A 24,208-nucleotide genomic window follows, 5' to 3' on the forward strand; every position below is an offset into this window, starting at 1 on the left:
GGGCGTCAGCGCGCCGACCCGAAGGTGGTGTGCGGCGAGACCTTGACGACGGGCGCGGGGCCGCCGCCCCAGTCGGTCTCGCGGATCGCCTTCATCGCGGCCTTGCGCTGCTCGCGGTCGAGGCGGTCGATGAAGATGATGCCGTCGAGGTGGTCGGTCTCGTGCTGGATGCAGCGGGCGAGCAGCTGGGTGCCCTCGACGGTGACCGGGTCGCCGTACATGTTGAAGCCCTTGGCGACGACCCCGTACGCGCGCTTGGTGTCGTAGCGCAGGCCGGGCAGCGAGAGGCAGCCTTCGGGGCCGTCCTGCTCCTCCTCGGTGAGCGACAGGTCGGGGTTGATCAGGTGACCGGTGACGCCGTCCACGTGGTAGGTGAACACCCGCAGGGAGATGCCGAGTTGAGGCGCGGCCAGGCCGGCACCGGGGGCGTCCAGCATGGTGTCGGTGAGGTCCCGGACGAGGGTGCGCAGCTCCTTGTCGAAGGTGATCACCGGCTGCGCGGTGGCCCGGAGGACGGGGTCTCCGAAGATGCGGATCGGCTGGATCGCCACGGGCTACGGGCTCCTGTCCGTCGGGAGGTCGGGGCCGGCGGGGCTGCTGGACATGGGCCGGCCACCGCCAAGTCTATGCAATCCCACCGGTCCTCCTCCGTCCGCGCCCAGGCATCTGGCATATCCCGACTCGCCCGGGCTGCGTGACCCCGGCCCCCCGTCGGGCGTTGGTCAAGTGAGATTGACCGGGGCCGGGGCGCGCGGGACACCGCGTTCCGGCCGAGCTGAACCGTACGGAAGGTGGCACGTAGGCCATGGCCGAGCAGATCAACCACGACGCGCGGGCGCGGGCGAGCCTGCACCTGCTGGTGCGGGACATCGAGCGGGTGAGGCGGCAGGTCGACGCGCTGCGGACGCTCACCGCCCAGTTGGGCAACGTCTACCGTCCGCGCCGACCCAGCACCTCGGCGGGGTTCGTGGTGTACGGACGGGCGCCGGCGCCGACGGTGCGCCTCGCGCAGGAGCTGCGCGAGAGCGTGGAGACGCTGGTGGCGGCGGCGGTCGAGTTCGACCGTGCGCTGGGCTTCTCCTGGGACTCGGTGGGCTCGGCCCTCGGGGTCACCAAGCAGGCGGTGCACCGGCGGTACGGGATGCGTCGGCCGACCAGCGAGCTGCTGGCGGCGGGCGGGGTGCCGGCCTCCGGCGTGCCGGGCCCGAGCCGACCGGACCGCTCCGAGGAGCTGCCCGCCGCCGCGCCCGCCCCGACCGGGCTGGCCGCGACCGTCCCGGCGGCCCGCCAGGGCGGCCTGGACCGCGCCGCACTGGACCGCTCCACCCTGGACCGCTCCACCCACGAGCGCTCCCCCCACGACCGCGGCAACCTGGACCGCAGCACCCTGGACCGCACCGGCGTCCCCCTACGCGGCTGAGCGGCCGCACGCCCCGGGTGGGGGGCGGAGCATCCCGCCGTCCCTCACCCGATGTCCGTCGGATCGATCCGCACCTTCACCGCCTCCGGCGTCCGCAGCGCGATCCGCGCGATCTGCGCCGCCTTGAGCGCCGCCGCCAGCGCCGCGCCCTGCCCGGGCGGCACCCTCAGCAGCGCCCGCTCCTGCTCCTCCCCGCGCAGCGCCGGCACCGGCACCGGCCCGAGCACGTCGGCCTCCGACGGCAGCCGGATCAGCCCGAGCAGGTCCGCGACCGCCGCCGGGCTGCCGGCCACCGAGGCCATCCGCGACACCGGCGGGAAGTGCAGCTGAGCCCGTTCGTCCAGCTCCAGCCCGGCGTGGCCGAGCGGGTCCCAGCGGACGAGCGCCTGCACCGGCCGCGCGGTCGGCTCGGCGACGACGACCACCGTGCCGCCCTCCGTCGACGGCTTGACCAGGGCGGCGGCGGCCAGCCAGAGCCGCAGCGTCTCCTCCCCGGCCCGCAGGTCGGGGCGGCCGAGCAGGGCCCAGCCGTCCAGCAGCAGCGCGGCCGCGTACCCGCCGCCGCCCTCGACCACCGGTTCGGCGCCCGGTGTGGAGATCACCAGCGCCGGCTCGTCCGGGACGGTCGCGAGGACGGCGTCCCGCCCGGAGGTACGCACCGGGACGCGCGGGAACGCCTTGCCCAGCTCCTCCGCCGTCCGCCGCGCGCCGACCACCTGGGCCCGCAGCCGGAACGAGCCGCACTCCTGGCAGTGCCAGTCGTTCTCGGTCTCCCCGCACCAGGCGCAGCGCAGCGGCGCATCGGCGGAGGAAGCCTCCAGCGGCCCTTCGCACCGCCGGCACCGGGCGGGCGTCCGGCACCGCCCGCAGGACAGCCGGGGGACGTAGCCCCGCCGCGGCACCTGGATCAGCACCGGCCCGCCGCTCGCCAGTGCCTCCCGGGCGACCTCCCAGGCCACCGAGGGCAGCCGGGCGGCCTGCGCGGCGGCGTCCCGGTGCTGGTCCTGGTCGGTGACGGTACGGACCCGCGGCGCCACCTGCCGGACGGTCTCCCGGTCGGCGGCCAGCGGCCGGGCCCACCCGGTGCGGACCAGCTGCGCGCCCTCGACCGTCACGGCGTGCCCGCCGAGCAGCACGCCCGCGCCCTCCTCGGCGGCGCGCAGCAGCGCCACCTCGCGCACGTGCGGGTGCGGGGCGCGCGGGTCGCTGTGGCTGCCGTCGCCGTCGGACCAGACGACGACCAGCCCGAGGTCGCGCACCGGCGCGAACATCGCGGCGCGGGTGCCGACGGCGGCGTGCACCGAGCCGCGGCTGACCAGCAGCCATCGCCGGTACCGCTCCTGGGGGCCGAGGTCGGCGGCCAGGGTGGCGTGCATGCCCTCGCCCAGCAGCTCGGTCAGCGCCTGGTCCACCCGGGCCACCGAGCGCCCGTCCGGCAGTACGACCAGTGCGCCGCGCCCGCCGGCCAGGGTGGCCGCGACGGCCCGGGCGATCTCGTACGGCCAGCCGGGGCCGGGCAGCGCCGTCCAGACCGCGCGCGGCGAGCCGCCGCCGGCCAGCGAGGCGAGGAAGTCCGGCCCGGCGGGGTAGCGCGACCAGCCGCCCGGCGCCGGCGCGGCGGGCCGCGGCCGGGGCGGCGGCGAGGGCTCGGCCTCGGCCTTGGCGTGCCGGGGCGGCACGGCCAGTTGGAGGACGTCGGCCAGGGTGCCGGCGTACCGGTCGGCGACGGTCCGGCAGAGCCGCAGCAGCTGGGGGGCGAGCACCGGCTCGGGCGAGAGCACCTGGGCGAGCGGCGCCAGCGGGCCTGCGAAGTCGCTCTTCTCCAGCCGAGCGACGATGAACCCGTCGTGCAGCTCTCCGCCCTCGCGCTGGCCCTTCACCACCCGCGCCCCGAACCGAACCCGGACCCGGACCCCGGGGAGGGCCTCCTCCGCCATCGCGGCGGGCACCTCGTAGTCGAAGAACTTGTCGATGGTCAGCACGCCCTTGTCGACCACCACCCGGGCGACCGGCAGGTGCTCGGCCCGCTTGGCGCCGCGCCACGTCCGGGGCTTGGCCCGGCGGACCGTCTCCCGGATGAAGGCCAGCTGCTCCGGGCCCCCGCCCTCGTCCTCACTCCCCTGCGTGCTGCTCATCGCTCCCAGTACTACCAGGTCACACCGACACAACCCCGACAACCACCGCACGACGCCGTACAACGCCGCAGGCGGCGGCCGCCCCGATACCCGGGGGGCCACCGCCTGCGGTGAGCCGATCAGATGATCAGTCCTGCACGGCCTTCTTCAGCTGCTCGACCCGGTCGGTCCGCTCCCAGGTGAAGTCCGCCAGCTCACGGCCGAAGTGCCCGTAGGCCGCGGTCTGCGCGTAGATCGGCCGCAGCAGGTCCAGGTCCCGGATGATCGCGGCCGGGCGGAGGTCGAACACCTCGGTCACGGCCTTCTGGATCGCCAGCACCGGCACCGTCTCGGTACCGAAGGTCTCCACGAACAGACCCACCGGCTCCGCCTTGCCGATCGCGTACGCGACCTGCACCTCGGCCCGGCGGGCGAGGCCGGCGGCGACGATGTTCTTCGCCACCCAGCGCATCGCGTACGCGGCCGAGCGGTCCACCTTGGACGGGTCCTTGCCCGAGAACGCGCCACCGCCGTGACGGGCCATGCCGCCGTAGGTGTCGATGATGATCTTGCGGCCGGTCAGGCCGGCGTCGCCCATCGGGCCGCCGATCTCGAAGCGGCCGGTCGGGTTGACCAGGAGGCGGTAGCCGTCGGTCACCAGCTTGATGCCCTGCTCGGCCAGCGCCTTCAGCTCGGGCTCCACGACGAACTCGCGGATGTCCGGGGTCAGCAGCGAGTCCAGGTCGATGTCACTGGCGTGCTGCGAGGACACGACCACGGTGTCCAGGCGGACGGCCTTGTCGCCGTCGTACTCGATGGTGACCTGGGTCTTGCCGTCCGGGCGCAGGTACGGGATCGTCCCGTTCTTGCGCACCTCGGACAGGCGCTTCGACAGGCGGTGCGCCAGGGTGATCGGCAGCGGCATCAGCTCCGGCGTCTCGTCCGAGGCGTAGCCGAACATCAGGCCCTGGTCACCGGCGCCCTGCTTGTCCAGGTCGTCCTCATCGCCCTCGACCCGGGCCTCGTACGCCGTGTCGACACCCTGTGCGATGTCGGGCGACTGGGCACCGATGGACACCGACACGCCGCAGGAGGCGCCGTCGAAGCCCTTCTTCGAGCTGTCGTAGCCGATCTCCAGGATCTTGTCCCGGACGAGCTGGGCGATCGGCGCGTACGCCTTGGTGGTCACCTCGCCGGCCACGTGCACCTGGCCGGTGGTGATCAGCGTCTCCACGGCGACCCGGGAAGTCGGGTCCTCTCGCAGGAGGGCGTCGAGGATGGTGTCGCTGATCTGGTCAGCGATCTTGTCGGGGTGTCCCTCGGTCACGGACTCCGAGGTGAACAGGCGGCGAGACACAGCGCTCCCTGGGGTTGCAGCGGCTGCTGACTGAAGGCCCCCGGCGAACCGGGGACATCCGGAAAGACTTGATTCCTGGAGTGTAACGGTCAGCTACTGGCAAGCGTCACTCGATTCCAGAATTTGGAGACCGGACGATCACCGGCCGGGATCACTTCGCGATCATTTCCAGCCGCTTCGTGACCAGGTCCCAGACCACGTCCGCGAGCGCCTCCTTGGGGCCCACCGGCACCGCCGTCTCACTGCCGTCCGCGCCCAGGACGACGGCCTCGTTGACGTCCTGGCCGAAGGCCTTGCCGTTGCCCACCTCGTTGACGACCAGCAGGTCACAGCCCTTGCGGGCGAGCTTGGCGCGGCCGTTGGCGAGCACGTCGTCGGTCTCCGCCGCGAAACCCACGACCAGTTGACCCGAACGGGGACGGTGGGCGGAGATCTCGGCCAGGATGTCCGGATTCCGGACCAGTGCGACCGGCGCCGGTTCGACCCCCTCGACCTTCTTGATCTTGCCGGTGGCGTAGTCGGCGGGCCGGAAGTCGGCGACCGCCGCGGCCATCACCACCGCGTCCGCGTCGGCCGCCGCCTTCAGCGCGGCGTCCCGCAGCTCCAGCGCGGTCGAGACGTGCACCACATCGACGCCGGCCGGGTCGGGCAGCTCGGCATTGGCCGAGAGCAGGGTCACCCGCGCGCCGCGCGCGGCGGCGGTCACGGCCAGCGCGTAGCCCTGCTTGCCGGAGGAGCGGTTGCCGAGGAAGCGCACCGGGTCGAGCGGCTCCCGGGTGCCGCCGGCCGAGACCACCACATGGCGGCCGGCCAGGTCGGAGCGGACCCCGCCGTGCCGCAGTACGGCCCGACAGGCGTCGAAGATCGCGGACGGCTCGGGCAGCCTGCCCTTGCCGGTGTCCTTGCCGGTCAGCCGCCCGACCGCGGGCTCCAGCACGATCACGCCCCGGCGGCGCAGCGTGGCCACGTTCTCCCGGGTGGCCGGGTGCTCCCACATCTCGGTGTGCATCGCGGGCGCCAGCACGACCGGACAGCGCGCGGTGAGCAGGGTGTTGGTGAGCAGGTCGTCGGCGAGCCCGTGGGCGGCCTTGGCCATCAGGTCCGCGGTGGCCGGGGCGACCACGACCAGGTCGGCGGTCTGCCCGATCCGCACGTGCGGCACCTCGTGGACGCGCTCCCAGGTCTCGGTGGCGGCCGGCCGGCCGGAGAGCGCGGCCCAGGTGGCCTCGCCGACGAAGTGCAGCGAGGCCTCGGTGGGCACCACGGTGACCTGGTGGCCGGACTCGGTGAACCGTCGCAGCAGCTCGCACGCCTTGTAGGCGGCGATCCCGCCGCTGACGCCGAGGACGACGCGCGGGGCGTCCGTCCGGTCCGAAGTCGCGCTCATTCTCCCGGTCTCCTCCACCTCGGCGCCTTCCTCCACATCTGGAGCGTGCTCACCCTACGGCCCCTCGGCGAGCGCCCGCACAGGGCCCGCCTGTGGCGGACCCCACAGCCCCCGGGAACGCCGAAGGGCCCGCCGGAACAAGTCCGACGGGCCCTTCGGGAGAAGGCAACCAACTCAGGCGGCCTCGATCGCCTCGGCGGTCAGCATGCCCGCGTTGATCTCGCGCAGCGCGATCGACAGCGGCTTCTCGTGCACGTGGGTGTCGACCAGCGGGCCGACGTACTCCAGCAGGCCCTCACCGAGCTGCGAGTAGTACGCGTTGATCTGGCGCGCGCGCTTGGCGGCGTAGATCACGAGGCTGTACTTGGAGTCGGTGGCCTCAAGCAGCTCGTCGATCGGCGGGTTGATGATGCCCTCGGGCGCGGTCATGGAAGAGGACACGCGAAAACCTTCCGAAAGGGTGGAAAAGACAGACAGGTCAGGCTACACCGAGCAAGGCTAGCAGTTCGGTCGCTACCTGCTCGACGGAGGTGTTGACAAGGGTCGTGTCGAACTCCGTCTCGGCAGCCAGCTCGACCTTGGCGGCCTCCAGCCGCTTCTCGATCACGTCCTGCGGCTCGGTGCCCCGGCCCGTGAGCCGGCGGACCAGCTCGTCCCAGCTCGGCGGAGCCAGGAAGACCAGCTGCGCCTCGGGCATCGACTCGCGCACCTGGCGGGCGCCCTGCAGGTCGATCTCCAGCAGGACGGGCTCGCCGCGCTCGAGCTTGTCCAGCACCGCCGACCGCGGGGTGCCGTAGCGGTTGCCGGCGAACACGGCCCACTCCAGCAGCTCGCCGTTGGCGATCAGCTTGTCGAACTCGTCGTTGTCGACGAAGTGGTACTGGACCCCGTTCTGCTCGCCCGGCCTCGGGTGGCGGGTCGTCGCCGACACCGAGAGCCAGACCTCGGGGTGCTGCTTCCTCATATGAGCGACGACCGTGCTCTTGCCGACCCCCGAAGGGCCGGAGAGCACGGTCAGCCGCGGACGCTCACTCATGCACCGATTATCCCGGATCGCGGACGATCCCGGGACCACGGGGCACGGTCAGGCGGCACCGCCGCCGAACTCCCGCTCCAGGGAGGCGATCTGGTTCGTACCGAGGCCACGGACGCGACGGCTCTCACTGATGCCGAGGCGCTCCATGATCTGCTTGGCGCGGACCTTGCCGACGCCCGGCAGGGACTCCAGCAGAGCGGAGACCTTCATCTTGCCGATCACGTCGTTGTCGGCCTTGCCGGCCTTGATCACCTCGTGCAGGGAGGCGCCGGAGTGCTTGAGCCGGTTCTTGACCTCGGCGCGCTCCCGGCGAGCCTCGGCGGCCTTGGCGAGCGCGGCGGTGCGCTGTTCAGGGGTAAGGGGCGGAAGAGCCACGCCGTTCACCTCAGGGTGTGGAAGGAAGGGATTGAGCTATGACTGGTTTGGTTCCCAGGACACCGGCCGCAGCGGAACCTCACGGCTCTGACCTGCGAGAGCAACGGGAATCGCCGCTCTTCGATGACCTATCGCCGGACACTACCCGGATTGCGGCGCCACGTCAGGAAAAGAACACGAAAAGTCCTGGTCAGCCAAGGCCGACCAGGACTTTCCCGGGCAAAATGACCGCGATTGCGGACCTTTGGCGGCACCGATGTGACCGCGCTCACGTCAGGCCGTGAGACGCCGCGCCACCCCGTCGCGCCACTGCGCAGGGTCATCGGGCCGCTTCACCGCGTCCGCGCGGCCCGCCCCACCGCCTCCGTGCGGCTCGTCCCACCGGGTCCGCGGACTCACTTCACCGCGTCCGCGTACTCCTGGACGAAGCGTTCCGCCGCCTCCCGCAGGGCCGGCAGCGACGGGCCGTGCTTCAGCACGTCCCGGCTGACGCTCGGCACCACGTTGCGCACCGAGGTGCCGAAGACGCGCGGCAGGTCCGCCATGGTGGCGCCCTGGGCGCCGATGCCGGGGGCCAGCAGCGGGCCGTTGATCGCCAGGTCCACGCCCGCGTCGGCCAGGGTCGCGCCGACCACCGCGCCGAAGGAGCCGAGGGGCTCGGCGCCGGCGTTCTCGGCGGCGAGCTGTCGCAGCACCGAGGCGGCCACCGTCTCCCCGTCGGCGCCGGCCGCGCGCTGCACCTCGGCGCCCTCCGGGTTGGAGGTGAGCGCCAGCGCGAAGACGCCGGCGCCGTTGGCGGCGGCCAGGTCGAGCGCCGGGCGCAGCGAGCCGAAGCCGAGGTAGGGGCTGACGGTCACGGCGTCCGAGAAGAGCGGGCTGCCCGGGGCGAGGAAGGCCTCGGCGTAGGCGGCCATGGTGGAGCCGATGTCGCCGCGCTTGGCGTCCATCAGGACGAGGGCGCCGGCCGCGCGGGCCTCCTCGACGGACCTCTCCAGCACCGCGACGCCCTTGGAGCCGAAGCGCTCGAAGAAGGCGGCCTGCGGCTTGAGCACGGCCACCCGGTCGGCCAGCGCCTCGACGACGGTCCGGCTGAAGGTCTCCAGGCCCGCGACGGAGTCCTCCAGCCCCCAGGCGGCGAGCAGGGAGGCGTGCGGGTCGATGCCGACGCAGAGCTGACCGCGGGTGTCGAGGGCCTGGCGCAGGCGGGCGCCGAAGGGGGCGAGGGTCATGACGTCCTTTCCGGAGGGGCGGGAGAGCGTGAGGGGGGTTCAGGAAGCCTTGCGGGCGGGGACGGCGCTGCCGACGGCGGCGGCCAGGTTGCGGAAGCCGCCGGCCCGGACGCGGGCGGAGAGGCCCTTGTGGATGCCGCGGCACCAGAACGGGCCCTGGTAGATGAAGGCGCTGTAGCCCTGGACGAGGTCGGCGCCGTGGACGATGCGCTGCCAGGCGTCCTCGGCGGTCTCGATGCCGCCGACCGAGACCAGCGTCAGCCGGCCCTCGGTGCGGGCGCGCAGGCGCTGGAGCACCTCCAGCGCGCGCTCCTTGAGCGGGGCGCCGGAGAGGCCGCCCATGCCGATCTCCTCGACCCGGGCGGCGGGGGTGCGCAGGCCCTCGCGGCCGATGGTGGTGTTGGTGGCGATGATGCCGTCCAGGCCCAGCTCCAGCGCGAGGTCGGCGACCGCGTCGACGTCCTCGTCGGCCAGGTCGGGGGCGATCTTGACCAGCAGCGGCACATGGTGCGCGGTGGAGCGGTCGGCGGCCTCGCGGACGGCTTCGAGCAGCGGGCCGAGGTGCGAGACGGCCTGCAGGTTGCGCAGCCCGGGGGTGTTCGGGGAGCTGACGTTGACCACCAGGTAGTCGGCGTACTTGGCGAGCCGCTCGGTGGACTTGACGTAGTCGCCGATCGCGTCGGCCTCCTCGACCACCTTGGTCTTGCCGATGTTGATGCCGACCACCGGGGTGGAGGTGGTGTGCGGGCGCCGGGCGAGGCGGGCGGCGACCCGGGCCGAGCCCTGGTTGTTGAAGCCCATCCGGTTGATCAGCGCGCGGTCCTCGACCAGGCGGAAGAGCCGCGGGGCCGGGTTGCCGGGCTGCGGCTCGCCGGTGATGGTGCCGATCTCGACGTAGTCGAAGCCGATCATCGACAGGCCGTCGATGCCGACGCCGTTCTTGTCGAAACCGGCCGCCAGGCCGAACGGGCCGGGCAGGTCGAGGCCGAGGGCGGTGGTGCGCAGCGCCCGGTCGCGCGGGGCGAGCACCAGCTTGACCAGGGTGCGCAGCCCGGGCACCGAGGCGGCCAGCCGGATCCAGAAGAACGCGAGGTGGTGGGCCTTCTCCGGGTCCATCTTCTTGAACACGAGGTCGAACAGCAGCTTGTACAAAATTGGGCCTCCCGGGCATGGAAGTGGGGGGCACCCGGCGGTTCGGTGCCCCCCACTGTGGTGGTGCTACTTGCTGCGGCCGGCGTTGATCAGCTCGGCGTGCTCCTGGAGCGACATCACCCCGACCTCGTCGCGCAGCAGCGCGTCGATGCCCTGGACGGCGGCGCCCATGGCCTGGACGGTGGTCAGGCAGGGCACGGCGCGGGCGACGGCGGCGGTGCGGATCTCGTAGCCGTCGAGGCGGCCGCCGGTGCCGTACGGCGTGTTGATGATGAGGTCGACCTCACCGTCGTGGATCAGCTGGACGATGGTCTTCTCGCCGTTCGGGCCCTCGCCCTCGCTGTGCTTGCGCACCAGCGTGGACGGGATGCCGCCGCGCTGGAGCACCTCGGCGGTGCCGGCGGTGGCGAGCACCTCGAAGCCGAGGCCGACCAGCGCGCGGGCGGGGAAGACCAGGTTGCGCTTGTCCCGGTTGGCGACCGACACGAAGACCTTGCCGCTGGTCGGCAGCGCGCCGTAGGCGCCGGACTGGGCCTTGGCGTACGCCGTGCCGAAGACCTTGTCGATGCCCATGACCTCGCCGGTGGAGCGCATCTCCGGGCCGAGGACGGTGTCCACGCCGCGGCCGTGCACGTCGCGGAAGCGGCTCCACGGCATCACGGCCTCCTTGACGGAGATCGGGCAGTCGGCGGGCAGCGTGCCGCCGTCGCCCTCGGCCGGGAGCAGGCCCTCGGCGCGCAGCTCGGCGATGGTGGCGCCGAGCGAGATCCGGGCGGCGGCCTTGGCCAGCGGCACGGCCGTCGCCTTGGAGGTGAACGGCACGGTGCGGGAGGCGCGCGGGTTGGCCTCCAGCACGTAGAGGATGTCGCCGGAGAGGGCGAACTGGATGTTGATCAGGCCGCGGACGCCGACGCCGCGGGCGATCCCCTCGGTGGAGGCGCGCAGCCGCTTGATGTCGTAGCCGCCGAGGGTGATCGGGGGCAGCGCGCAGGCGGAGTCGCCGGAGTGGATGCCGGCCTCCTCGATGTGCTCCATGACGCCGCCGAGGTAGAGCTCGGTGCCGTCGTAGAGCGCGTCGACGTCGATCTCGACGGCGTCGTCGAGGAAGCGGTCGATCAGCACCGGGTGCTCGGAGATGAGGCCGGCGTGCCGCTCCAGGTAGGAGGCGAGGGAGGCCTCGTCGTAGACGATCTCCATGCCGCGGCCGCCGAGCACGTAGGACGGGCGGGCCAGGACGGGGTAGCCGATCTCGTCGGCGATCGCCTTGGCCTCCTCGAAGGAGAAGGCGGTGCCGTGCTTGGGGGCGGGCAGGCCCGCGTCGCGCAGCACGCGGCCGAAGGCGCCGCGCTCCTCGGCGAGGTCGATCGCCTCGGGCTGGGTGCCGACGATCGGCACGCCGTTGTCCTTGAGCGCCTGGGCCAGGCCGAGCGGGGTCTGGCCGCCGAGCTGGACGATGACACCCGCCAGCGGTCCGGCCTGCTGCTCGGCGTGGACGATCTCCAGCACGTCCTCCAGGGTGAGCGGCTCGAAGTAGAGCCGGTCGGAGGTGTCGTAGTCGGTGGAGACGGTCTCCGGGTTGCAGTTGACCATCACGGTCTCGTACCCGGCGTCGGCCAGCGCGAAGGAGGCGTGCACGCAGGAGTAGTCGAACTCGATGCCCTGGCCGATGCGGTTCGGGCCGGAGCCGAGGATGATCACGGCGGGCTTGGTGCGCGGGGCGACCTCGTTCTCCTCGTCGTAGGACGAGTAGAAGTACGGGGTCTTGGCGGCGAACTCGGCGGCGCAGGTGTCGACGGTCTTGAACACCGGGCGGATGCCGAGCGCGTGCCGGACCTCGCGGACCACGTCGGGGCGCAGGCCGCGGATCTCGCCGATCTGCTGGTCGGAGAAGCCGTGCCGCTTGGCGTGGCGCAGCAGCTCGGGGGTGAGCTCGCTCGCCTCGGCCAGCTCGGCGGCGATCTCGTCCAGCAGGAAGAGCTGGTCGACGAACCACGGGTCGATCTTGGTGGCCTCGAACACCTCCTCCGGGGTGGCGCCGGCGCGGATGGCCTCCATGACGGTGTTGATCCGGCCGTCCGTCGGGACGACGGCCTTCTCCAGCAGCGCGGCCTTGTCACCCACCGGGCCGGTCCAGGTGAACTGGGAGCCCTTCTTCTCCAGCGAGCGGAGCGCCTTGTTGAGCGCCTCGGGGAAGTTGCGGCCCATGGCCATGGCCTCGCCGACCGACTTCATGGTGGTGGTCAGCGTCGCGTCGGCGCTCGGGAACTTCTCGAACGCGAACCGCGGCACCTTGACCACGACGTAGTCGAGGGTCGGCTCGAACGACGCCGGCGTCTGCTCGGTGATGTCGTTGGGGATCTCGTCCAGGGTGTAGCCGACGGCGAGCTTGGCGGCGATCTTGGCGATCGGGAAGCCGGTCGCCTTGGAGGCCAGCGCCGAGGAGCGGGAGACGCGCGGGTTCATCTCGATGACGATGACCCGGCCGTCCTCGGGGTTGACGGCGAACTGGATGTTGCAGCCGCCGGTGTCGACGCCGACCTCGCGGATGACGGCGATGCCGATGTCGCGCAGGATCTGGTACTCGCGGTCGGTGAGCGTCATCGCCGGGGCGACGGTGATCGAGTCACCGGTGTGCACGCCCATCGGGTCGAAGTTCTCGATGGAGCAGACGACCACGACGTTGTCGTTCTTGTCGCGCATCAGCTCCAGCTCGTACTCCTTCCAGCCGAGGATGGACTCCTCCAGGAGCACCTCGGTGGTCGGCGAGAGGGTCAGGCCCTGGCCGGCGATGCGGCGCAGGTCCTCCTCGTTGTGGGCGAAGCCGGAGCCGGCGCCGCCCATGGTGAAGGAGGGGCGGACCACGACCGGGTAGCCGCCGAGGGTGTCGACGCCGGCCAGCACGTCGTCCATGGTGTGACAGATGACCGAGCGGGCGGACTCGCCGTGGCCGATCTTGGCGTTGACGGCCTCGACGACGCCCTTGAAGAGCTCGCGGTCCTCGCCCTTGTGGATCGAGTCGACCTTGGCGCCGATCAGCTCGACGTTGTACTTGGCGAGCACGCCGTTGGCGTCCAGCGAGATCGCGGTGTTGAGCGCGGTCTGGCCGCCGAGGGTCGGCAGGAGGGCGTCGGGGCGCTCCTTGGCGATGATCTTCTCGACGAACTCCGGGGTGATCGGCTCGACGTAGGTGGCGTCGGCGATCTCCGGGTCGGTCATGATCGTGGCCGGGTTGGAGTTGACCAGGATGACCCGCAGGCCCTCGGCCTTGAGCACCCGGCAGGCCTGCGTGCCCGAGTAGTCGAACTCGGCGGCCTGGCCGATCACGATCGGGCCGGACCCGATCACCAGGACGGACTTGATGTCAGTGCGCTTAGGCACGCTGGCCCTCCATGAGCTCAACACTGTGCTTGTCGTCGCCTCGCATGAGCGCGACGAACCGGTCGAAGAGGTAGGCCGCGTCGTGCGGGCCGGCTGCCGCTTCGGGGTGGTACTGCACGCTGAAGGCGGGCACGTCCAGCGCCTGGAGGCCCTCGACCACATCGTCGTTCAGGCAGACGTGGGAGACCTCGACGCGGCCGTAGGGCGTGTCGCTCACCTTGTCCAGCGGTGCGTTCACGGCGAAGCCGTGGTTGTGCGCGGTGACCTCGACCTTGCCGGTGGTGCGGTCCTGGACGGGCTGGTTGATGCCGCGGTGACCGTACTTGAGCTTGTAGGTGCCGAAGCCCAGCGCGCGGCCGAGGATCTGGTTGCCGAAGCAGATCCCGAAGAACGGGGTCTTGCGCTCCAGCACGCCCTGCGCCACGGCGACCTGGTGGTCGGCGGTGGCCGGGTCGCCCGGGCCGTTGGAGAAGAAGACGCCGTCCGGCTGGACGGCGTAGACGTCCTCCAGGGTGGCGTTGGCCGGCAGCACGTGCACCTCGATGCCGCGCTCGGCCATCCGCTGCGGGGTCATCGCCTTGATGCCGAGGTCCAGCGCGGCGACGGTGAACTTCTTCTCACCGATCGCGGGCACCACGTACGGCTCGGTGGTGGCGACCTCGGCGCAGAGGTCTGCGCCCTTCATCTCGGGCGACTGCTGCACCTTGGCCAGCAGCGCGGCGTCGTCCGCCAGCCCCTGGCCGGAGAAGATGCCGCAGCGCATGGCGCCGCGCTCGCGCAGGTGGCGGGTGAGCGCCCGGGTGTCGATGCCGCTGATGCCGACGACGCCCTGGTTGGTCAGCTCCTCGTCCAGCGACCGGCGCGAGCGCCAGTTGGACGCGACGCGGGCGGGGTCACGGACGACGTAGCCGGCGACCCAGATCTGCTTGGACTCGTCGTCCTCGTCGTTCCAGCCGGTGTTGCCGATCTGGGGGGCGGTCATCACGACGATCTGGCGGTGGTACGACGGGTCGGTCAGGGTCTCCTGGTAGCCGGACATGCCGGTGTTGAAGACCGCCTCGCCGAAGGTCTCGCCGATGGCGCCGTACGCCTGGCCGCGGAAGGTCCGGCCGTCCTCCAGGACGAGCACGGCAGGGACACGCTCCCGCCGTTGGCGCTGCGTGGTGGGGGCAGGTGCGGTCATGGAGCGGCCTCTTCCGTCTTCGTCTTCGTACGTGTTGCGAGTTGAGCGACCGCCTCGACCCAGGCGGCGTGCTCGTCGGGGTGGTCGGCCCGGAAACCGGAGTCCAGGGCGGTTCCCTCGTGCGTCCAGGTGACGACGAGCAGTCCGGACGGGACGACCTTGCCGGCGATCCCGGAGTCCGTCCGGGCACCGGTCAGGTGCTCGGCCGGGATCCAGAGGTCGACGTCACCGGGGCGCCGCACCAGCAGGCCGTTCTCGCCGAGGGTCAGATCGGCGCGGCTGCGGGTGCCCAGGCCGTGCGCGACGACCCGGTCCAGCCAGTTCCCGGCGGTGGTGGTGCCGTGGTACCGGCCGCTGGTCTCCAGGATGGTCCGGCCGGCCCGCTCCGGCACGGCGGGAAGCGCCGGGATGCCGGACTGCAGGGTGCGGCGCCAGTTCCAGCCCTGGCGCATCAGCCAGTAGACCAGGCCGATGACGAGCATCAGGCCGACGGCCCAGCCGATGTACCCGGGCCAGTCGGTGACCCTGGCCTGTTCCTGGGCGAGCAGCAGGGGGTGCCCCGGTCGCTCGCTCACGCGAGCCCGCCCTGCTCGACCAGCTCGCCGGCCAGCACGGTGGCGCTGCCGCGCAGGAAGGTGGCGTGCACCCGCCCGGGCAGGTCGAGGCCCCGGTAAGGGGTGTTGCGGGAGCGCGTGGCGAAGCTGTCGGGGTTCACGGCACCACGGTACGCGGGATCGAACAGCACCAGGTTGGCCGGCTCACCGACCGAGACGGGCCGCCCGTGGCCGCTGAGACGGCCGATCCGGGCCGGGCGGTGCGACATCCGGTCGGCGACGCCCTCCCAGTTCAGCAGGCCGGTGTCGACCATCGTCTGCTGGACCACCGAGAGCGCGGTCTCCAGGCCGACCATGCCCATCGCGGCGACGGCCCACTCGCAGTCCTTGTCCTCGGCCGGGTGCGGCGCGTGGTCGGTGGCGACGGCGTCGATGGTGCCGTCGGCGAGCGCCTTGCGCAGCGCCTGCACGTCGGCGGCGGTGCGCAGCGGCGGGTTGACCTTGTACACCGGGTCGTAGGAACGGACCAGCTCGTCGGTCAGCAGCAGGTGGTGCGGGGTGACCTCGGCGGTGACGTCCCAGCCCTTGGCCTTGGCCCAGCGGATGATCTCGACCGAGCCGGCCGTGGAGACGTGGCAGACGTGCAGCCGGGAGCCGACGTGCGCGGCGAGCAGCACGTCGCGGGCGATGATCGCCTCCTCGGCGACGGCCGGCCAGCCGCCGAGCCCGAGCTCGCCGGAGACCTGGCCCTCGTTCATCTGGGCGCCCTCGGTGAGCCGCGGCTCCTGGGCGTGCTGGGCGACGACCCCGTCGAAGGCCTTCACGTACTCCAGCGCGCGGCGCATGATGACCGCGTCGTCCACGCACTTGCCGTCGTCGGAGAAGACCCGGACGCCGGCCGCGGACTCGTGCATCGCGCCGAGCTCGGCGAGCTTCTTGCCCTCCAGGCCGACGGTGACGGCGCCGACCGGCTGCACGTCGCAGTAGCCGGACTCCTGGCCGAGCCGCCAGACCTGCTCGACCACGCCGGCGGTGTCGGCCACCGGGAAGGTGTTGGCCATCGCGTGGACGGCGGTGAAGCCGCCCTTGGCGGCGGCCTGGGTGCCGGTGAGGACCGTCTCGGCGTCCTCGCGGCCGGGCTCGCGCAGGTGGGTGTGCAGGTCGACCAGACCGGGCAGGACGATCAGGCCGGTGGCGTCGATGTCGATGTCGGCCTCGGCGGTGAGGCCGGTGCCGATCTCCTTGATGACGCCGTCGGCGATGTGGAGGTCCTGCGGGGCGCCGCCGAGGAGCTGGGCGTTGCGGATCAGGTAGGTGGTCACTGAGCGGTCTCCACGGAGTCGGTGCGGGGGGCGGCGTCGGCGGGGCCGTCGGCGAAGACGGCGCCACCGAGGAGCAGATAGAGGACGGCCATCCGGACGGAGACGCCGTTGGCGACCTGCTCGACCACGGTGCAGCGCGGCGAGTCGGCGACGTCGGCGGTGATCTCCATGCCTCGGACCATCGGGCCGGGGTGCATCACGATGGCGTGCTCGGGCAGCTGGGCCATCCGGGTGCCGTCCAGGCCGTAGCGGCGGCTGTACTCGCGCTCGGTCGGGAAGAAGGCGGCGTTCATCCGCTCGCGCTGCACGCGGAGCATCATCAGCGCGTCGGTCTTGGGGAGCACGCTCTCCAGGTCGTAGCTGACCTCGCAGGGCCAGTTCTGGATACCGATCGGCAGCAGCGTCGGCGGGGCGACGAAGGTGACCTGGGCGCCGAGGGTGGTGAGCAGGTGCACGTTGGAGCGGGCGACCCGGCTGTGCAGGATGTCGCCGACGATGGTCACCCGGCGGCCCGCGAGATCGTGGCCGGCGCCGGGGTTGAGGTGGCGGCGCATGGTGAAGGCGTCGAGCAGCGCCTGGGTGGGGTGCTCGTGGGTGCCGTCACCGGCGTTGATGACGCTGCCGTGCAGCCAGTCGGACTGGGCGAGCCGGGCCGGCGCACCCGAGGCGTGGTGCCGGATGACGACCGCGTCGGCGCCCATGGCCTGCAGGGTGAGCGCGGTGTCCTTGAGGCTCTCGCCCTTGGAGACCGAGGAGCCCTTGGCGGAGAAGTTGATGACGTCGGCGGAGAGCCGCTTCTCGGCGACCTCGAAGGAGGTCTTGGTGCGGGTCGAGTCCTCGAAGAAGAGGTTGACGACGGTTCGACCACGGAGCGTGGGCAGCTTCTTGACGGCCCGTCCGGAGAGCTGGGCCAGCTCCTCGGCGGTGTCCAGGATCAGCAGCGCGTCGTCGCGGGTGAGGTCGGCGGCGGAGACGAGGTGGCGCTTCACGCGGGTTACTCCGGGAGGTGCGGTTCGGACGGCCGGGAGGCCAGGGCCTGCGACGAGCGAGCCGCGTAGTCGCGGTCGCCGACCAGGACGGCGTCCACGCCGTCGGTGTCGGCGAGGCGGACCTGCACGGCCTCGCGCAGCGAGGTGGGGAGGTTCTTGCCCACGTAGTCGGCCCTGATCGGCAGCTCGCGGTGGCCTCGGTCGACCAGGACGGCGAGCTGGACGGCGCGCGGGCGGCCGATGTCGCTGAGCGCGTCGAGCGCGGCGCGGATGGTGCGGCCGGAGAAGAGCACGTCGTCGACGAGGATCACCAGCCGGCCGTCGATGCCGTCGCCCGGGATCTCGGTGTGCTCCAGCGCGCGGGCGGGCTTGAGCCGCAGGTCGTCCCGGTACATGGTGATGTCCAGGGTGCCGAGCGGGATGTCGCGGCCGGTGATCTGGGCCAGCCTGGCGTGCAGGCGGCGGGCCAGGTGGACGCCCCTGGTGTGGATGCCGAGCAGCACGACGTCCTCCGCGCCCTTGGCGCGCTCGACGATCTCGTGCGCTATCCGGGTGATCACCCGGGCGATGTCCGTGCCGTCCAGCACCTGGTGCGGCGGCCGCGGCGTGTTTTCTTGGTCTGCGGTCATGCCGAAGCGGACCTCCTTCCCCGCCTCACGGGACGGGTCTTAAAGGATGTCTGGGATGGCCCCCGCCGACGTGGCGCGGGCTCCGGCCATCGTACCAGCGCGGCCACCTGCAAACGGACCGACACCATTCCGCTTCATCGGGTTAACGCTCCGGACGTGCCGTCGATGCGGGCCATTCGCACGACTGCCCCATTCGGCTTGACGCAACTACCTCACTCTACGTAACCTCACAGTGAGTTACGAGACGGGCGTCGAACCCACCGGTAACGACGTCGGCAATCGCCCGTGACCCACCACTGAACGCGAAGCAATCTCGTCCGGGGAGACCAATGTCCAGCGACTACGCGAAGCAACTCGGAGGCAAGCTCCGAGCGATCCGCACTCAGCAGGGGCTCTCCCTGCACGGTGTCGAGGAGAAGTCCCAGGGGCGCTGGAAGGCAGTCGTCGTCGGCTCGTACGAGCGCGGCGACCGTGCGGTCACCGTGCAGCGGCTGGCCGAGCTAGCCGAGTTCTACGGCGTGCCGGTGCAGGAGCTGCTGCCCGGCGGTACGCCCGGTGGCGCGGCCGAGCCGCCGCCGCGCCTGGTGCTGGACCTCGAAAGACTGACCCAGGTCCCGTCCGAGAAGGCCGGCCCGCTGCAGCGCTACGCGGCCACCATCCAGAGCCAGCGCGGCGACTACAACGGCAAGGTGCTCTCGATCCGCCAGGACGACCTGCGCACGCTGGCCGTGATCTACGACCAGTCGCCGTCGATCCTCACCGAGCAGCTGATCTCCTGGGGTGTGCTCAACCCCGACGCGCGCCGTGCGGTGCGCGAGGAGGAGGCGAGCTGACCGCTCGCCACACCGGCCCCGCCCCGCTCTCACCTGCAGAAACGGGCGGAGCTCAGCAGAAACGTCACGGCGCGGCGCCCCGACCAGGGGCCCGCGCCGTCGCGCGTCCGTACGCCACGGGCCCGCGCCGTGGCACGGCCGTACGGCCACGGGCCCGTCGGAAGCCTCTCCGGGGCCACGCCGGGGCTTCACCGGGGCCGCGCCGAGGCTCAGCAGACCGTGCCGAGCGAGTAGCCCGGCTCCGCCGCCACCCCGTCCAGCCGCACCGTGCCCCCGGCCGGGGCCCAGTCCTGCCCGCCGCTGACCCAGGCCCACGCCGTCTGCCGGTAGTGCCCATCAGCGGCTCCGCCGCGGCCCTCGCCGGAGTCCGCCGAGCCCTGCGCGCCGTGCAGCACCGCCAGCCCCGGCAGCTCCCGGGCCAGCCCGGCACAGAGCACCGCGCAGACCAGCTCCAGATCCTCGTCGTTGATCCGTACGACTCCGTCCTCCCACTGCAGCACCCGGGCGGCCGCCGTCAGCCGCCCGCCGGGCGCGTCCACCGCGAGCCGCAGCTCGTACACCCCGGCGCCCGCGCCCACCAGCATCCGGCGGAACACCTCGGCGCCGCGCTGGTACGCCTCCCGCACCGGGCGGCCACGCTCCTCGTACAGCCCGCCGTCCAGCAGCAGGTCGGCGTGGCGCAGCGTCAGCCCGTTCTCCCGGGCCCGGACCAGCCGGGGCACGAAGTCGTCGGCCAGCTCCTCGCCCTGGTAGGCGAGCAGCTGGGTCTGGAGCGGCGGGTTGACCAGGTAGCGGTCGCGGGCGGCCGGCTCGGCCGGGTCGAGGCCGTTCAGCAGGCAGAACTCCTCGAAGTCCTGCGGGTGGAACATCCGGGCCCGGACGGTGTCGAAGCCGCGCTGCGCCTCGGTCAGCAGCTCGGCGGTGTCCCGCAGGTAGGACGCGTAGTCGGGCGCGTCGGAGAGGCGCCAGGCGCGGGCGCGCTCGAAGTCGGCGGCGCTGGTCAGGACGCCGATGACGAAGGCCTGGTCGCCGCCGGCCGGGCGCCGCTCGGCCCGCTCGTGCCGCGACCGGTGGCGGGGCCGCGGGCCGGCGGCGGTGCAGTCGGGGGTGCGACGGGCGCGGCCGTTGCGACTCATCGTGGGCTCCTGGGGGCGGACGGGCGGATCAAGGTCAGCGGTGGGTTGTACCGCTGACCGTTGTCCTCCCCAGCCCCGCGTGTCGCACACGTACGGCGTGTCACAGGAATGTAACCGAACGTGAAGCGGGCGTGTCGGCCCGCCCCGTCGGCACCGCCGCGCCGGGCGCGGCCGTCACGCCGGGCGCGGCACCCGGGCCAGCTGGCGGGACTGCGCGACCAGCCGGCCGGCCTCGTCCCAGACCTCGGCGTCCTCCTCAAAGTAGCCGCCGGCCACGTTGCGGGTGGCGTGGGTGACGCGCAGCCAGCCGGGCACCGGCCGGGCCCGCAGGTGGACGGTCAGCTCGATGGTGGGCGCCCAGCCTGGCAGGCCGAGGTCGAAGGTGACCGGCGGCAGCGCGTCGGCGACCAGCAGGAGCAGCAGCGGGTCGGGCTGGCGGCCGTCGGCGAGCCGGAACCAGCCCTGGATCCGCCCGTTGCCGGAGGGCTGCCCGAGCGCCCAGCCGATGGTGGCCGGGTCGAGCCGCAGGTCGAACCGCTCCAGCAGGGCGGCCTGCGCGATCAGCTCCTTGGGGGCGTGCTCGACGCCGATGCACTGGTCCGGCGGCGGCAGCTGCGGCGGCTGCGCGGTGGTGCGCACCTCGCCGTCGGCGGCGGCGAGGTCGCCGTGGCTGGCGACGACGCGGAGGCGCTCGACACCGTTCTGGCTGAGCGAGGCGGTGCCGGTGGAGAGCGAGCGGCCGCTGCGCAGCACCTCGGTGCGGACGGTGGCCGGGCCGGGGGTGGAGGCGGAGAGGTAGTAGCCGCTGATCGAGACCGGGTCGGCGTGGCCGCCCGGCTCCCGCGCGCCGTGCTCCAGGGAGAGCGCGTGGCCGGCCATGGCGAGCAGCAGCCCGCCGTTGACGCCGCCGCCGATCTGCCAGCCGGCGCCCAGTTCGCCGTCGTAGCGGCCGGGCTCGTCCGGGTGGCGGGTCAGGGCGATGCCCTGGTCGAACTCGCTGCGGATCGCCGTGGTCATGAGGGGTGGCCTGCCCTTCGCTGCGGGGTCGCCGGCGAGCGGGGTCACCGGCGCACCAGGTTACTGGCGAGTAGGGTCCCACCATAGGCCACCCGGGCGAAACGCACGACGGCCGCCGGACCCCTTGCCGGGATCCGACGGCCGTACGTCGGGTGCTGCTACCGGCGGATGCTCGGCTTCAGCTCCAGGAAGCGGGCGAGCAGGCCGTTGACGAAGGCCGGGGAGTCGTCCGTGGAGAACTCCTTGGCGATCTCGACGGCCTCGTCCAGGACGACCGCGTCCGGGACGCCGTCCTCCCAGATCAGCTCGTACGCACCGAGCCGCAGGACGTTGCGGTCCACGATCGGCATCCGGTCGAGCGTCCAGCCCACCGCGTACTCCGAGATCAGGTCGTCGATCCGGCGGGCGTGCTGGACATAACCCTCGACCAGCTCCATCGTGTACTCGCCGACCTGCGGGGTGCCCTCGTCCGGCTTGGGCTCCCGGGCACGGGCCACCCAGTCCGCGAGGACGGTCAGCGGGTCGACGTTGCGGTGGTCGGCCTCGAAAAGGATCTGGAAGGCCCTGGTACGGGCCTTGCTGCGTGCGGCCGACACGGACTTACTTCACCCGGCCGAGGTAGCTGCCGTCGCGGGTGTCGACCTTGATCTTCTCGCCGGTCACGATGAACAGCGGGACGGCGATCTCGGCGCCGGTCTCCAGGGTGGCCGGCTTGGAACCACCGGTGGAGCGGTCGCCCTGGACGCCCGGCTCGGTGTGGGAGATGGTCAGCTCGACCGAGGCCGGGAGCTCGATGTACAGCGGGGAGCCCTCGTACATGGCGACCAGGGCCTCGAAGCCCTCGAGCAGGTACTTGGCGGCGTCACCGACGACGGCCGGCTCGACCGTGGTCTGGTCGTAGGTGTCCGTGTCCATGAACACGAAGTTGTCGCCGTCCTTGTACGAGAACTGCATGCCGCGCTTGTCGACGTTGGCGGTCTCGACCTTGGTGCCGGCGTTGAAGGTCTTGTCGACGACCTTGCCCGTCAGGACCTCCTTGAGCTTGGTCCGCACGAAGGCCGGGCCCTTGCCGGGCTTGACGTGCTGGAACTCGACGACGGACCAGAGCTTGCCGCCCTCCAGCTTGAGGACCATGCCGTTCTTGAGATCGTTCGTGGAAGCCACGGGCGCACTAACTCCTGGATATAGCTGTCAAGGAACCAAGGGGTGCGTCCTGCCGCCTGCGGCAGCCTCCCGGGCAGCCGCGGGCCTACAGGGCGAGGAGCTCCTTGGTGGTGATGGTGAGCAGCTCGGGTCCGCCCTCTTCGAGGGGGCGCACGACGAGCGTGTCCTCGATCCGGACCCCGCCCTTGCCTGGGAGGTGGACCCCCGGGCCGACGGTGACCGGTACGCGGCTGTCCAGTTTACCCATGTCCGACGGACCGAGGCGCGGCGCCTCCCGGATCTCCAGCCCGATACCGTGGCCGACCGGGTGCGGCGAGCTCTCGGTGTGCCCGGCGGCCTGGAGGATCTCCCGCGCCGCCTGGTCGGGTACGTACTGCTCGACCCCGGGCCCGAGCGCCTCCCGCCCGGCCCGCTGCGCGCGGAAGACCAGCCGGTGCAGCTCGACCTGCCAGGGCGCGGGGGCGGCACCGATGACGAAGGTCCGGGCGGTGGAGACGCCGTACCCCCGGTACTGCGCGCCGAGCACCACGGTGAGGAAGTCGCCCTCCTCCACCCGACGGTCGGTCGGCTGGTGCGCCTGCTGGCCGGAGTGGCTGCCGGTGCCGACCGAGACCGGGAAGGCCGCGCGGTCCGCGCCGTGGTCGATCATCCGGCGCTCCAGCTCCATCGCCAGGTGCCGCTCGGTCCGGCCGACCAGGATCGACTCCAGCAGCTCGCCGAGCGCCTGGTCGGCGATCTCGGCCGCGATCCGCAGGTCGGCGATCTCGTGCTCGTCTTTGACCACCCGCAGCCGCTCGACCGCCTGCGCGAGATCCGCCAGCCGGATCCCCTCGGCCAGGCCCGCCACCGCGCGGTGGCGGCTCACGGTCAGATCGTGCTCCTCCACCGCGAGGTCCGACACCCGCAGCCGCGCCGCGGCCGCGGCGGCCGCCAACGCGGTGTCCGCCCCCGCCGCCACCGGCACCTGGGTCACGTCCTCCGCGATCAGGTGCTCCCCGGTGTCGTCCGGCGGCAGGTCGTCCGGCAGCGCCAGCAGCACCCGCTCCCGGGTCAGCAACAGCGTCGCCCCGCACGGCGGGCACCCGGTCAGGTACCGCACGTTCGCCGCCCGGGTGATCAGCGCCGCATCGGCCCCGGCCGCACTGCAGTGCTCCCTCAGGCGCTCCCGCCGGCCCGCGTACGCATCAGACATGCGTCGAGCCTACGGAGCCCCACCCCGATCCGCCCGCCGAGCACCCCCACCCGGGCACGTGTCGCCCCGGGCCCGGTGGCCCGGGAATGAGCAGGACGGAGGCCACGTTAGAGCAGGTGAAAATGACTTCCATTTCGGTGCACGGTTCCGACCGACGCCGAACGGCCCCGACCACCAGGAGGACACCCATGGCCCGCAGCGAACTTCGCCCGATCATCAAGCTCAGGTCCACGGCCGGGACGGGCTACACGTACGTGACCCGCAAGAACCGCCGCAACGACCCGGACCGCATGGTGCAGCGCAAGTACGACCCCGCCGCCCGGCAGCACGTCGACTTCCGCGAAGAGCGCTGAACCCCGGCCCGTCCACACCCCGAGAGGAGCCCCGCCCATGAAGCCCGGCATCCACCCCGCCTACCGCCCGGTCGTCTTCCGCGACAAGGTCGGCGACCTGGCCTTCCTGACCAGGTCGACGCTGACCAGCGACCGGACGGTCGAGTGGGAGGACGGCAACACCTACCCGGTTATCGACGTCGAGATCTCCTCGGCGAGCCACCCCTTCTACACCGGCCAGTCCCGCGTGATGGACACCGCCGGCCGCGTCGAGCGGTTCCGCCAGCGGTACGGCGACCGGCACAGCTGAGCCCGTCCGCGCGAAACGCCGAAGCGGGGGGGGGGGGGGGGGGAGGGGGGGGGGGGGGGGGGGGGGGGGGGGGGGGGGGGGGGGGGGGGGCGGGGGGGA

At 72.4% G+C, this 24,208-nt stretch carries 24 protein-coding genes; 4 read left to right on the forward strand and 20 right to left on the reverse strand.

Annotated features, from left to right (window positions below):
• Positions 1-5 precede the first annotated feature (5 nt).
• Positions 6-551 (reverse strand): peptide deformylase, encoded by a 546-nt coding sequence (gene def, locus ACZ6NC_RS12580; RefSeq protein WP_465731807.1) that lies wholly within the window; start codon positions 549-551, stop codon positions 6-8.
• A 254-nt stretch (positions 552-805) separates the two neighbouring features.
• Here def and ACZ6NC_RS12585 point away from each other — a divergent pair, with 254 nt between their 5' ends.
• On the forward strand, positions 806-1,420 hold the full coding sequence (locus ACZ6NC_RS12585; protein WP_465731809.1) for a hypothetical protein: 615 nt from the start codon (positions 806-808) through the stop codon (positions 1,418-1,420).
• A 44-nt stretch (positions 1,421-1,464) separates the two neighbouring features.
• Here the strand turns inward: ACZ6NC_RS12585 and ACZ6NC_RS12590 are convergent, their stop codons facing one another.
• The 14 genes from ACZ6NC_RS12590 to pyrR all read right to left on the reverse strand — a co-directional run bounded on the left by ACZ6NC_RS12590 (position 1,465) and on the right by pyrR (position 18,125).
• Positions 1,465-3,555 carry a primosomal protein N' gene (locus tag ACZ6NC_RS12590; protein ID WP_465731811.1) on the reverse strand — a complete coding sequence of 697 codons (2,091 nt, stop codon included), beginning with the start codon at positions 3,553-3,555 and terminating at the stop codon, positions 1,465-1,467.
• Positions 3,556-3,682: 127 nt separating this feature from the next.
• Positions 3,683-4,891, reverse strand: a complete 1,209-nt coding sequence (gene metK / locus ACZ6NC_RS12595; RefSeq protein ID WP_465731813.1) for a methionine adenosyltransferase — start codon at positions 4,889-4,891, stop codon at positions 3,683-3,685.
• Between the two features lie 151 nt (positions 4,892-5,042).
• Positions 5,043-6,278 (reverse strand): bifunctional phosphopantothenoylcysteine decarboxylase/phosphopantothenate--cysteine ligase CoaBC, encoded by a 1,236-nt coding sequence (gene coaBC / locus ACZ6NC_RS12600; protein ID WP_465731815.1) that lies wholly within the window; start codon positions 6,276-6,278, stop codon positions 5,043-5,045.
• A 174-nt stretch (positions 6,279-6,452) separates the two neighbouring features.
• Positions 6,453-6,719: a DNA-directed RNA polymerase subunit omega gene (rpoZ, locus tag ACZ6NC_RS12605; RefSeq protein ID WP_030240625.1), complete on the reverse strand. Its 267-nt coding sequence runs from the start codon at positions 6,717-6,719 to the stop codon at positions 6,453-6,455.
• 37 nt (positions 6,720-6,756) lie between these two features.
• Positions 6,757-7,314: a guanylate kinase gene (gmk, locus tag ACZ6NC_RS12610; protein WP_465731817.1), complete on the reverse strand. Its 558-nt coding sequence runs from the start codon at positions 7,312-7,314 to the stop codon at positions 6,757-6,759.
• Positions 7,315-7,362: 48 nt separating this feature from the next.
• Positions 7,363-7,689 (reverse strand): integration host factor, actinobacterial type, encoded by a 327-nt coding sequence (gene mihF / locus ACZ6NC_RS12615; RefSeq protein WP_030056187.1) that lies wholly within the window; start codon positions 7,687-7,689, stop codon positions 7,363-7,365.
• 395 nt (positions 7,690-8,084) lie between these two features.
• Positions 8,085-8,918, reverse strand: a complete 834-nt coding sequence (gene pyrF, locus ACZ6NC_RS12620) for an orotidine-5'-phosphate decarboxylase (RefSeq protein ID WP_465731819.1) — start codon at positions 8,916-8,918, stop codon at positions 8,085-8,087.
• Between the two features lie 39 nt (positions 8,919-8,957).
• Positions 8,958-10,070 carry a quinone-dependent dihydroorotate dehydrogenase gene (locus ACZ6NC_RS12625; RefSeq protein WP_465731821.1) on the reverse strand — a complete coding sequence of 371 codons (1,113 nt, stop codon included), beginning with the start codon at positions 10,068-10,070 and terminating at the stop codon, positions 8,958-8,960.
• Positions 10,071-10,136: 66 nt separating this feature from the next.
• A complete protein-coding gene (carB, locus tag ACZ6NC_RS12630) occupies positions 10,137-13,448 on the reverse strand; it encodes a carbamoyl-phosphate synthase large subunit (protein ID WP_465731823.1) in 3,312 nt (1,103 codons plus the stop codon).
• Positions 13,441-14,631, reverse strand: a complete 1,191-nt coding sequence (gene carA, locus ACZ6NC_RS12635; RefSeq protein ID WP_465731825.1) for a glutamine-hydrolyzing carbamoyl-phosphate synthase small subunit — start codon at positions 14,629-14,631, stop codon at positions 13,441-13,443. Before carA ends, carB begins: the two co-directional genes overlap by 8 nt.
• A complete protein-coding gene (locus ACZ6NC_RS12640) occupies positions 14,628-15,206 on the reverse strand; it encodes a PH-like domain-containing protein (RefSeq protein ID WP_465731827.1) in 579 nt (192 codons plus the stop codon). The genes carA and ACZ6NC_RS12640 overlap by 4 nt, the downstream gene beginning before the upstream one ends.
• The gene (locus ACZ6NC_RS12645; RefSeq protein WP_465731829.1) at positions 15,203-16,507 is read right to left on the reverse strand and encodes a dihydroorotase; all 1,305 of its coding nucleotides are present in this window, start codon (positions 16,505-16,507) and stop codon (positions 15,203-15,205) included. Before ACZ6NC_RS12645 ends, ACZ6NC_RS12640 begins: the two co-directional genes overlap by 4 nt.
• Positions 16,504-17,496: an aspartate carbamoyltransferase catalytic subunit gene (locus tag ACZ6NC_RS12650; RefSeq protein WP_465731831.1), complete on the reverse strand. Its 993-nt coding sequence runs from the start codon at positions 17,494-17,496 to the stop codon at positions 16,504-16,506. Before ACZ6NC_RS12650 ends, ACZ6NC_RS12645 begins: the two co-directional genes overlap by 4 nt.
• 5 nt (positions 17,497-17,501) lie before the next feature.
• Positions 17,502-18,125 (reverse strand): bifunctional pyr operon transcriptional regulator/uracil phosphoribosyltransferase PyrR, encoded by a 624-nt coding sequence (gene pyrR / locus ACZ6NC_RS12655; protein ID WP_465731833.1) that lies wholly within the window; start codon positions 18,123-18,125, stop codon positions 17,502-17,504.
• A 329-nt stretch (positions 18,126-18,454) separates the two neighbouring features.
• On the opposite strand from pyrR, the gene bldD reads away from it, so the two are divergent.
• Positions 18,455-18,958, forward strand: a complete 504-nt coding sequence (gene bldD / locus ACZ6NC_RS12660; protein WP_031072501.1) for a transcriptional regulator BldD — start codon at positions 18,455-18,457, stop codon at positions 18,956-18,958.
• 209 nt (positions 18,959-19,167) lie between these two features.
• Here bldD and ACZ6NC_RS12665 read toward each other — a convergent pair whose 3' ends face one another.
• The 5 genes from ACZ6NC_RS12665 to ACZ6NC_RS12685 form a co-directional block, all read right to left on the reverse strand.
• Positions 19,168-20,094 carry a hypothetical protein gene (locus ACZ6NC_RS12665; RefSeq protein WP_465731835.1) on the reverse strand — a complete coding sequence of 309 codons (927 nt, stop codon included), beginning with the start codon at positions 20,092-20,094 and terminating at the stop codon, positions 19,168-19,170.
• Between the two features lie 174 nt (positions 20,095-20,268).
• On the reverse strand, positions 20,269-21,111 hold the full coding sequence (locus tag ACZ6NC_RS12670; RefSeq protein WP_465731837.1) for a thioesterase family protein: 843 nt from the start codon (positions 21,109-21,111) through the stop codon (positions 20,269-20,271).
• Between the two features lie 158 nt (positions 21,112-21,269).
• Entirely contained in the window at positions 21,270-21,707 is a 438-nt protein-coding gene (nusB, locus tag ACZ6NC_RS12675) for a transcription antitermination factor NusB (RefSeq protein WP_148647555.1), read from the reverse strand.
• Positions 21,708-21,711: 4 nt separating this feature from the next.
• Positions 21,712-22,275, reverse strand: coding sequence for an elongation factor P (gene efp / locus ACZ6NC_RS12680; RefSeq protein ID WP_465731839.1), 564 nt, complete (start codon positions 22,273-22,275; stop codon positions 21,712-21,714).
• Between the two features lie 85 nt (positions 22,276-22,360).
• Entirely contained in the window at positions 22,361-23,467 is a 1,107-nt protein-coding gene (locus tag ACZ6NC_RS12685; protein ID WP_465731841.1) for a M24 family metallopeptidase, read from the reverse strand.
• Positions 23,468-23,655: 188 nt separating this feature from the next.
• On the opposite strand from ACZ6NC_RS12685, the gene rpmG reads away from it, so the two are divergent.
• Positions 23,656-23,820, forward strand: coding sequence for a 50S ribosomal protein L33 (gene rpmG, locus ACZ6NC_RS12690; RefSeq protein WP_465731843.1), 165 nt, complete (start codon positions 23,656-23,658; stop codon positions 23,818-23,820).
• 37 nt (positions 23,821-23,857) lie between these two features.
• Positions 23,858-24,109, forward strand: coding sequence for a type B 50S ribosomal protein L31 (locus ACZ6NC_RS12695; protein ID WP_465731845.1), 252 nt, complete (start codon positions 23,858-23,860; stop codon positions 24,107-24,109).
• Positions 24,110-24,208: the final 99 nt, after the last annotated feature.

It is taken from the genome of Kitasatospora sp. NPDC041988 (assembly GCF_055588525.1).

Excerpts from the sequence above, each read along its gene's own strand:
- bldD (WP_031072501.1), top strand. The coding sequence starts at position 18,455 with ATGTCCAGCGACTACGCGAAGCAACTCGGAGGCAAGCTCCGAGCGATC.
- carA (WP_465731825.1), bottom strand. The coding sequence starts at position 14,631 with ATGACCGCACCTGCCCCCACCACGCAGCGCCAACGGCGGGAGCGTGTC.
- rpmG (WP_465731843.1), top strand. The coding sequence starts at position 23,656 with ATGGCCCGCAGCGAACTTCGCCCGATCATCAAGCTCAGGTCCACGGCC.
- ACZ6NC_RS12695 (WP_465731845.1), top strand. The coding sequence starts at position 23,858 with ATGAAGCCCGGCATCCACCCCGCCTACCGCCCGGTCGTCTTCCGCGAC.
- coaBC (WP_465731815.1), bottom strand. The coding sequence starts at position 6,278 with ATGAGCGCGACTTCGGACCGGACGGACGCCCCGCGCGTCGTCCTCGGC.
- ACZ6NC_RS12585 (WP_465731809.1), top strand. The coding sequence starts at position 806 with ATGGCCGAGCAGATCAACCACGACGCGCGGGCGCGGGCGAGCCTGCAC.
- ACZ6NC_RS12590 (WP_465731811.1), bottom strand. The coding sequence starts at position 3,555 with ATGAGCAGCACGCAGGGGAGTGAGGACGAGGGCGGGGGCCCGGAGCAG.
- ACZ6NC_RS12685 (WP_465731841.1), bottom strand. The coding sequence starts at position 23,467 with ATGTCTGATGCGTACGCGGGCCGGCGGGAGCGCCTGAGGGAGCACTGC.
- ACZ6NC_RS12670 (WP_465731837.1), bottom strand. The coding sequence starts at position 21,111 with ATGACCACGGCGATCCGCAGCGAGTTCGACCAGGGCATCGCCCTGACC.
- pyrR (WP_465731833.1), bottom strand. The coding sequence starts at position 18,125 with ATGACCGCAGACCAAGAAAACACGCCGCGGCCGCCGCACCAGGTGCTG.
- ACZ6NC_RS12665 (WP_465731835.1), bottom strand. The coding sequence starts at position 20,094 with ATGAGTCGCAACGGCCGCGCCCGTCGCACCCCCGACTGCACCGCCGCC.
- pyrF (WP_465731819.1), bottom strand. The coding sequence starts at position 8,918 with ATGACCCTCGCCCCCTTCGGCGCCCGCCTGCGCCAGGCCCTCGACACC.
- gmk (WP_465731817.1), bottom strand. The coding sequence starts at position 7,314 with ATGAGTGAGCGTCCGCGGCTGACCGTGCTCTCCGGCCCTTCGGGGGTC.